This is a genomic window from Acetobacter sp. DsW_063, from assembly GCF_002153745.1.
Taxonomy (GTDB): domain Bacteria; phylum Pseudomonadota; class Alphaproteobacteria; order Acetobacterales; family Acetobacteraceae; genus Acetobacter.
Genome location: NZ_JOPL01000127.1, coordinates 1 through 428, shown reverse-complemented (window position 1 = coordinate 428; position 428 = coordinate 1). Strand labels below are relative to the sequence as shown.

Below are 428 nucleotides of genomic sequence, written 5' to 3'. Positions count from 1 at the left end.
GACAGCCACGGTCTGCACCTCAAGGGCAAGCTCTCGGGGATGGACACCGATTACGGAAAACGCCTTTACGGGCTGGTGAAAGACGGAGCCCTGAGCGGGCTTTCGATCGGCTTTTCCGTGCCTGACGGCGGCGCGATCAAGGGAACGCAGGTCGGCGAGCCACGGCGTCAGCTCAAGCGGGTGAACCTGCATGAGGTCAGTCTGGTCGATGATCCGTCGAACGCGATGGCGCGGGTCACGGACATGAAACGCCGTCTCGCCTCGCCGGAACTGCGCTCGACGATCACGCCAGCGAAAGCGACCGACGCCGTCGTCGCCGCGATTCAGCTGCACCAGTCTGCGCTGGTCGGCGGTGATTCGCCGACGCAGGATGAGCGCGACACCCTGCTGCAGCATCTGCAGGCGGCGCATGAGGCGCTGACCGGCGC

The 428-nt window shown here is 65.7% G+C and carries 1 protein-coding gene; it reads left to right on the top strand.

Annotated elements, in window-relative coordinates; all coding sequences use genetic code 11:
* The coding region (locus HK28_RS13115; RefSeq protein WP_198945900.1) for an HK97 family phage prohead protease at positions 1 to 428 on the top strand (428 nt) is incomplete at both ends.